Origin of the sequence: Bartonella tribocorum (genome assembly GCF_002778015.1) — a bacterium.
GTDB lineage: Bacteria > Pseudomonadota > Alphaproteobacteria > Rhizobiales > Rhizobiaceae > Bartonella > Bartonella tribocorum_B.
In genome coordinates this window covers 46,534-53,867 of sequence record NZ_NJPP01000008.1, presented here as the reverse complement: position 1 = coordinate 53,867, position 7,334 = coordinate 46,534, and the positions used below count along the sequence as shown (strand labels likewise).

The following is a 7,334-nucleotide window of genomic DNA, read 5'->3' as shown; positions in this document are numbered from 1 at the left end:
GTTTTTCAATTTATACGCAAAAATTTTTGGAGCTTTTTGTGAAGGATAAAACCTATAAAAAATTTTTATTTTATAGGATAATGGGAAAGAAAATCGATAACACCTTTTTTATAAACTTTATCGCCTACAGCAAGCATATGATCTCGACCAGGAATTGATAAAGCTTTACCACAAGGCAACAAAGCCGCTAATGGCTCTGCAGCACCACCAATCTCATCTAATGAACCAACGGCAACAAGTGCAGGTTGTTCAATTTTAGAAATTTCAGACGCCGTTAATTCCTGTTTTGAGGTGATAATACAAGCAGCCAGAGCACGTCTATCACTTTTCGTTTGATCAGCAAATTTACGGAACATTAAACCACGCATATTGGTAATGGTAGAGGGATCTTCCGCTAAAAGAGCCTCAGCAACAGGCTCCCAATTTCCTGCTCCCGTTACCATACCAATACCTAAACCACCAAAAATAACGCTGTTCACATATGTCGGATGTAAAAGAGCCATAAAAGCACTAATACGAGCTCCCATAGAATATCCCATAACATGGGCTTTAGATAACTCTAAATGTTGTAATAGTCTTACTGCATCGCCCGCCATAGCTTGAGGTGTATAAAAGCTAGGATCATAACTTTTAACTGAATCTCCATGCCCCCGATTATCAAGAGCAATAACACGATATCCTGCTTCAATGAGAACGCGAAACCAACCCGTTGCATACCAATTTACGCGTGCAGAAGAGGCAAAACCATGAATCAACAAAATAGGCGTGCCTTCTCCTTCTTCTCGATAAGCAAATCGCAAACCATCATATTCAAAAAAACGAACGTCTTCAGCTGTCATTTTTAGTGCACTTTCCACAAATTACAGGATGAATAACACGTTGCCCTTTTTGTATCTGTTTCTCATAAACTTCACCAGCGTTAATCTCAAGTGCAAAAGCTGCAGGAACGCCTGATGAAATGGTCTTTGTTGAAAAGGGAGAAGTATTCTCAACAATCGATACAATAATCCCTTCAGAGTTTAAAAAAATCATATCTAAAGGCAAAGGTGTATTGGCCATCCACATAAAAAATTTTTGTTCATTTTCCGATTGATTGCTTTGGGGCTGCTTAAAAAGCATTGCACGATCGCGTGGAAAATCTGTCCGATACATTAAACCAGCCGCGGCTTGAGAGGGTGTAAAAGCAATCTCTACCTTATAAGAAACCGTCCCCCCCTTTGTCTGTATTTCTAAAGGAATGGGATGAACAGGGATCTCTATGGGCTTCTTTGCTCCAACAACAGACACTTTTAACATAAAAAGCATCGCTAATGAAAAAATACCCCCTTTTTTTAAAGGCTTTAACATCTTAAGTCTCTACCACATAAGCGTTTTATTTTTTTAATAAAAATATCAGAGTTTAAAAATAAAAAAACAAGAAAATTATTTCTTTTTTTCAATGGAATACGCAATTTTTCTCATTTAGTTTCTAGATTTACGAGAGCCATAACAAAGACGCCCTATAACCATTTATATAATAACACCCTTTAAAAACACTGATTTCACGCGTAAAATTCAATGAGCAGTGATTTAATGTGTCGCAAAAGGAAACCCTATATCTGGATAAATTTCTGCTGTCATCAAACCTTTTTCGCCTTTACCAAAACGGACAAGAACAACTTGTCCCGAACGAAGCTCTGCTAAACCAAAACGGCGCAACGTTTCCATATGAATAAAAATATCTTCTGTCCCCTGCCCACGGCTAAGAAAACCGAAACCTTTGTCACGATTGAACCATTTAACAATTGCACGTTCTAGACCACTTTCTGGAGTAACAACAACATGAGTACGGGCTGGCACTTCTGATGGATGAACCGCTGAAGAACAATCGATGGATTTCACCTGAACGCACTTTAATCCTCGTTCCGTTTTTTCCACAGCACAAATAACTTTAGCGCCCTCCAAAGCTGTTTGGAAACCATCCCTTCGCATGACTGTAACATGCAATAATATATCGGGGAAATGAGGCAAATCAGGTACAATAAACCCGTAGCCCTTACTACTATCAAACCACTTAATGACACCACTGATTTCGATAATCTCCCCGCAAACACCTATACTATCCTCAGATAGGGAACAATCTTTTAATGCATCCTTACTCGTCATAATAACGTGATCCCATAGCTTATAAATTGCACGATATTGATTCTATAGGTCTAAGTAAACATTGCTCTTATATCAACACGCAAGCCCCAAGATAAGATTTCCCCATATTGTCGTATCTCTTAATGTTAATATCAAATTGTATGTTTTACATACCTTACCAAAGATGCCCTAAAAAAGGTGATATAAAAAGTTTTTTATATAAATGTGTAACTTGCATGATGAAGAAGTTCAATATAAGGTGCAAAAATGACAATACAATTCAAGGAAAATGCGCAATGCGACTGAAGAAAGTCCTTACGACAATCACAGCTTTCATGGCACTTACAGCAAGTGTTTATGCGAGTGAGCCCATCAAAATTGGTGTTTATCTCCCATTAAGTGGCCAAAATGCCTTTGGAGGTCAACTTGAAATTCGAGGTATCGAATTAGCCCATAAACAAGTTCCAGAAATTTTGAGACGTAAAGTGGAACTTGTTATTATTGATAATAAATCTGATAAAGTAGAAGCGGCTAATGCTGTGATGCGTTTAACAGCAAGTGAAAAGGTAAATGGAATCATTGGTAGCTATGGTTCTTCGCTCTCACTAGCGGGTGGTGAAATATCTGAAAAAGCAAAAACTCCAACCATTGCAACTTCTTCAACGAATCCCCTTGTTACACAGGGTAAAAAATATTATTTTCGCGCTTGCTTTATTGATTCCTATCAAGGGGTAGGTGTCGCAACTTATGTAAGCCAAACTTTACATGCAAAAAAAGCTGCTGTTCTCAAAGATATTTCAAGCGATTATGCTATTGGTCTTGCAAGTTACTTTACGCGTGCTTTCAAGAAATTAGGGGGTAAAGTTATCTCAAATTTAAACTATAATTCCGGAGATCAGGACTTTTCTGCTGTTCTCACGCAAATTATCGCGCAAAAACCTGATATCTTATTTATCCCATCTTATTTTTCTGAAGGTGCCATCATTATGAAACAAGCACGTGAATTAGGAGCAAAGTTTCAAATTATAGGGGGGGATGCTATGGATAATCCAGAAACCATTACAATTGCAGGAAATGCTGCAGAAGGTTTTTTACATACGACACTTCCCTATAGTGAAGACATGCCCAATATGTCAGAAGCTGCACAAGAATTCACAAAAGAATGGAAAAAAACCTATCCTGACAAAAAGCCAAATATCAATGCAGTTTTGGGATACACAAGTTATATGATGTTCATGAAGGCTATTGAAAATGCTGGTAGCGCTGATCGTGAAAAAATTACGATTGCACTGAGCAAATTAAAAGATTTTCCAACGCCTTTTGGCGATATGTCAATTGATGAAAATCATAACCCTAAGATTCCCATTGGTATCATTAAAATACAGAATGGAAAACGTGTTTATTTAGAAGAAGTTAAGCCAGCACTTTAATGTAATGATTGTACTTATTAAAATGTTAAGAGTTGGTTGAGAATCTTTTTCTCAACCAAGAATTTGAGATTTTTTTTATTATCCTGTGTAAATTAACAAATGTGGAAGGATGAGAGATGAGCACTGAAATGTTCATCCAGTACTTTTTTAATGCACTGGCATTGGGATCTCTTTATGGGCTTATTGCTATTGGTTATACCATGGTCTACGGTATATTGAGATTGATTAATTTTGCTCACGGTGATATCTTTATGCTGGGAGCCTATTTTGTTTTCTTCTCCACGATTAGCTTTATGCCTGCGTGGGCAGCACTTCTTCTTTTATTCCTTGCTGCCCTTATTTATTATTCAGTCTTTATAGGATTTAAAAGGCGCCCTCCAGTCTATTGGATCGCTATTTTTTTAATTCTTTCGTTAGGGTTTGTTTATTATTTTAAAATTTCCCCACAAGATTTCACACCGATTTGGGTTTTAGCTCTTTGTTTTTCCATTTTTATTACAAGTGCAGTGGGAATTATCGTCGATCAACTTGCTTATAAACCACTACGCCATGCGCCGCGTATTTCGGCACTTATCGGTGCAATTGGTGTTTCTTTTCTTATTGAAAATCTTTCTACTGTACTCTTTAGTGGTGTTCCTAAAGGTGTAAAACAGCCAGATTTTCTGGTAACACCATTTTTATGGCATCTAGGATCAGAAGCAGAGGGTATCATTAGAATTGCTCCCATGTCTCTGATTGTTCCCATTGTATCATTGATTCTTATTGTTTTATTGTTATGGATTATCCACAAAACAAAACCTGGTCTTGCTATGCGTGCAATCTCCCATGATATTGAAACGACGCGTTTAATGGGGGTTTCTGTTAATAAAGTCATTGCATTTACCTTTGGGATAGGTTCAGCACTTGCTGCTATAGCAGGCATTATGTGGTCTTTACGCTATCCTCAAATTCAGCCTTATATGGGCGTTCTCCCTGGTCTTAAAGCTTTTATTGCTGCCGTTATCGGAGGTATTGGTTCAATACCAGGAGCAATGTTGGGAGGATTGTTATTAGGGTTTATTGAAATTATGATTATCGCATTTTTTCCCGCGTTATCTGGATATCGAGATGCCTTCGCTTTTATTTTATTGATTCTGATTTTATTGGTATTGCCCACGGGATTAATGGGTAAAAAAAGTCAGGAGAAAATCTAATGCCAAAGTCAGCAACAACTTTTTTATCGTGTATCAGTATTTTCGTTCTTATAGGTTTTTTATTCTATGCAGATAACCATTTTAATGACTATACACTCCGTATCATCAATCTGATTGCTATTAATGCGATCTTGGCGATTTCGCTTAATTTAATTTACGGTTTTACAGGTATGTTTTCCCTTGGACATGCCGGCTTTATGGCTATTGGCGCTTATGTCTGCGCAATTTTACTTCTTTCCCCTGAGCAAAAGGAGATGATGTGGATTCTTGATCCTATCGCTGAACCATTGTCCCATCTACAATTTCCTTTTTTTATCGCTGTTGTTGTTAGTGGCTTATCTGCAGCAATTATCGGTTTATTGATTGCTTTGCCAATATTGCGTCTTGGTGGCGATTATCTTGGAATTGCAACATTGGGTTTTGCAGAAATTATTCGCATTGTTATTACGAATGCAACATCGCTCACAAATGGCTCTTTGGGAATCAAAGGAATACCTCAAAATGCAACGTTATGGTGGAACTATGGTTGGTTAACATTTACAGTTCTCTTTATTGTCCTCTTACTGCGAAGCAATACTGGTAACGTACTCCGTGCTATTCGTGATGATGAAATAGCTGCGAAAACCATGGGAGTGAACGCTTTTTTCTACCGTAGTTTTTCTTTTACTGTTGGCGCATTTTTTGCCGGTATAGGTGGAGCCTTAATGGCTGCTCTTATTTCAACCATTGATCCCAAAATGTTTAATTTTTTGCTCACTTTTAATATTTTGATGATTGTTGTTGCTGGTGGTCTGGGTTCAATTACAGGAAGTATTATTGGGAGCATTATTATTACAGTCATGCTTGAATGGCTTCGTATTATTGAAAGTCCATTTGACTTAGGTTTTATACATATTCCAGAAACACCAGGACTTCGCATGGTTGTTTTTTCTCTTTTATTACTGATAATTATTTTATTTTGGAGAAAAGGATTGATGGGACAACGTGAATTCTCATGGAATGGAATTTACAGCTTTTTGACACGCAAAAAGCTTTCTAATACCGAGGGAAAGCTATGAACGGCACTCTTCTTTCACTCAATGATATTGTAATGCGTTTTGGCGGATTAGTTGCTGTCAATAACGTTAATATGGCCATTAAACGAGGAAGCATTACTGGACTAATTGGTCCCAATGGTGCTGGGAAAACAACAGTTTTCAATATGATTTCTGGATTTTATGCCCCTACAAGCGGCACCATTCTTTTTGATAAACAAAAAATCTCTGGAGAACCTCCTTATATTATCTGTAGGCGTCATATTGCTCGGACATTTCAAAATATTCGTCTTTTCTCAGGGTTAACGGTTTTACAAAACGTTATGGTAGGCGCCCATGTTCGTCAAAAATATCCTTGGTTTTTTTCAGCTCTCTTTTTTTCAAAAGCAATGAAAGAAAAAAGAGAAGTTTATAAAAATTCCATGGAGCTTCTTGAACGGCTACAACTTGATCACCTTGCCAATCAATTGGCAACAGCTTTACCCTATGGTGTACAACGACGTTTAGAAATTGCGCGCGCGTTAGCCACAAAACCCAAATTACTTCTTCTTGATGAACCGGTCGCTGGCATGAATCCACAAGAAAGTGAAGATCTTAAAAAATTCATAGCAAAAGTGCAAAAAGACTTTGATCTTACAATTCTTCTTATTGAACACGATATGAAAGTAGTTATGGGGCTTTGCCAACATATTTTGGTCATGGAACATGGCTGTTGCATTGCTAATGGCACACCAGATGAAATTCGTAATAACCCAAAAGTTATTGAAGCTTATCTTGGCGGAGATGTTTATGAATATTCTTAAAATAAAAAATCTTCACGTTCACTATGGCGCCATTAAAGCTGTCCAAAACCTTTCTATGTCCATAAAAAAGGGAAGTATTGTCACTTTAATTGGAGCCAATGGTGCAGGAAAAAGCAGTATTGTACGCTCTATTACAGGACTTAATCGCTCTGTTTACGGAGAGATTACCTATAATGGCGAATCAATTATTAAAAAATCACCAGAAGAGATTTTGCGTTTAGGGATTGCTCTGAGTCCTGAAGGGCGACGCATTATGCCTCATCTCACTGTTTTAGAAAATCTCCATCTGGGTGCTTATATTCGCCATGATAAACAGGGGATTTCTCGTGATATTGAATGGATATTTGATCTTTTCCCGCGCCTGCGTGAAAGATCGAAACAGTTGGGAGGAACAATGTCAGGTGGAGAACAACAAATGGTTGCCGTAGGGCGCGCACTTATGAGCAATCCTGATATGGTCATATTAGATGAACCCTCGTTGGGGTTAGCCCCCCTTCTCGTTCGAGAGATTTTTTCAATTATCCGAAAAATTAATGATATGGGAAAAACTGTTCTTCTTATCGAACAAAATGCATTTGCTGCACTTTCCATAGCTGATTATGCTTATATTTTAGAGGTAGGCCATATTTTATTTCACGGAGAAGGTAAAGCGATGCTTTCTGATCCGCGTGTTAAAGAAGCCTATCTTGGTGGATAAAGGGGTGAATTGAGGCAATAGAGCTTATCCTCTTTCCTTTTAAAAAAGCATTT

8 protein-coding genes are annotated in these 7,334 nt (G+C 37.7%); 5 read left to right on the top strand and 3 right to left on the bottom strand.

Annotation, left to right across the window (positions count from 1 at the left end; genetic code table 11):
* Window positions 1-65: 65 nt before the first annotated feature.
* The 3 genes from CEV08_RS04000 to CEV08_RS03990 all read right to left on the bottom strand — a co-directional run bounded on the left by CEV08_RS04000 (window position 66) and on the right by CEV08_RS03990 (window position 2,145).
* Window positions 66-839, bottom strand: coding sequence for an alpha/beta fold hydrolase (locus CEV08_RS04000; RefSeq protein WP_100130473.1), 774 nt, complete (start codon window positions 837-839; stop codon window positions 66-68).
* Window positions 829-1,347, bottom strand: coding sequence for a DUF192 domain-containing protein (locus CEV08_RS03995; RefSeq protein ID WP_100130472.1), 519 nt, complete (start codon window positions 1,345-1,347; stop codon window positions 829-831). Before CEV08_RS03995 ends, CEV08_RS04000 begins: the two co-directional genes overlap by 11 nt.
* 222 nt (window positions 1,348-1,569) lie before the next feature.
* The gene (locus CEV08_RS03990) at window positions 1,570-2,145 is read right to left on the bottom strand and encodes a cold-shock protein (protein WP_100130471.1); all 576 of its coding nucleotides are present in this window, start codon (window positions 2,143-2,145) and stop codon (window positions 1,570-1,572) included.
* 275 nt (window positions 2,146-2,420) lie between these two features.
* Between CEV08_RS03990 and CEV08_RS03985 the strand changes: the two genes are divergently transcribed.
* The 5 genes from CEV08_RS03985 to CEV08_RS03965 all read left to right on the top strand — a co-directional run bounded on the left by CEV08_RS03985 (window position 2,421) and on the right by CEV08_RS03965 (window position 7,281).
* Window positions 2,421-3,554: an ABC transporter substrate-binding protein gene (locus tag CEV08_RS03985; protein WP_100130470.1), complete on the top strand. Its 1,134-nt coding sequence runs from the start codon at window positions 2,421-2,423 to the stop codon at window positions 3,552-3,554.
* Between the two features lie 116 nt (window positions 3,555-3,670).
* Window positions 3,671-4,747, top strand: coding sequence for a branched-chain amino acid ABC transporter permease (locus CEV08_RS03980; protein ID WP_100130469.1), 1,077 nt, complete (start codon window positions 3,671-3,673; stop codon window positions 4,745-4,747).
* On the top strand, window positions 4,747-5,805 hold the full coding sequence (locus CEV08_RS03975; protein ID WP_100130468.1) for a branched-chain amino acid ABC transporter permease: 1,059 nt from the start codon (window positions 4,747-4,749) through the stop codon (window positions 5,803-5,805). The genes CEV08_RS03980 and CEV08_RS03975 overlap by 1 nt, the downstream gene beginning before the upstream one ends.
* A complete protein-coding gene (locus tag CEV08_RS03970; protein WP_100130467.1) occupies window positions 5,802-6,584 on the top strand; it encodes an ABC transporter ATP-binding protein in 783 nt (260 codons plus the stop codon). The genes CEV08_RS03975 and CEV08_RS03970 overlap by 4 nt, the downstream gene beginning before the upstream one ends.
* Window positions 6,571-7,281, top strand: coding sequence for an ABC transporter ATP-binding protein (locus tag CEV08_RS03965; RefSeq protein WP_100130466.1), 711 nt, complete (start codon window positions 6,571-6,573; stop codon window positions 7,279-7,281). Before CEV08_RS03970 ends, CEV08_RS03965 begins: the two co-directional genes overlap by 14 nt.
* The last annotated feature ends 53 nt before the right edge of the window (window positions 7,282-7,334 follow it).

What these genes read in the sequence shown, in the direction of transcription:
- CEV08_RS04000 (WP_100130473.1), bottom strand. Translation starts at nt 839, where the DNA reads ATGACAGCTGAAGACGTTCGTTTTTTTGAATATGATGGTTTGCGATTT.
- CEV08_RS03995 (WP_100130472.1), bottom strand. Translation starts at nt 1,347, where the DNA reads ATGTTAAAGCCTTTAAAAAAAGGGGGTATTTTTTCATTAGCGATGCTT.
- CEV08_RS03990 (WP_100130471.1), bottom strand. Translation starts at nt 2,145, where the DNA reads ATGACGAGTAAGGATGCATTAAAAGATTGTTCCCTATCTGAGGATAGT.
- CEV08_RS03985 (WP_100130470.1), top strand. Translation starts at nt 2,421, where the DNA reads ATGCGACTGAAGAAAGTCCTTACGACAATCACAGCTTTCATGGCACTT.
- CEV08_RS03980 (WP_100130469.1), top strand. Translation starts at nt 3,671, where the DNA reads ATGAGCACTGAAATGTTCATCCAGTACTTTTTTAATGCACTGGCATTG.
- CEV08_RS03975 (WP_100130468.1), top strand. Translation starts at nt 4,747, where the DNA reads ATGCCAAAGTCAGCAACAACTTTTTTATCGTGTATCAGTATTTTCGTT.
- CEV08_RS03970 (WP_100130467.1), top strand. Translation starts at nt 5,802, where the DNA reads ATGAACGGCACTCTTCTTTCACTCAATGATATTGTAATGCGTTTTGGC.
- CEV08_RS03965 (WP_100130466.1), top strand. Translation starts at nt 6,571, where the DNA reads ATGAATATTCTTAAAATAAAAAATCTTCACGTTCACTATGGCGCCATT.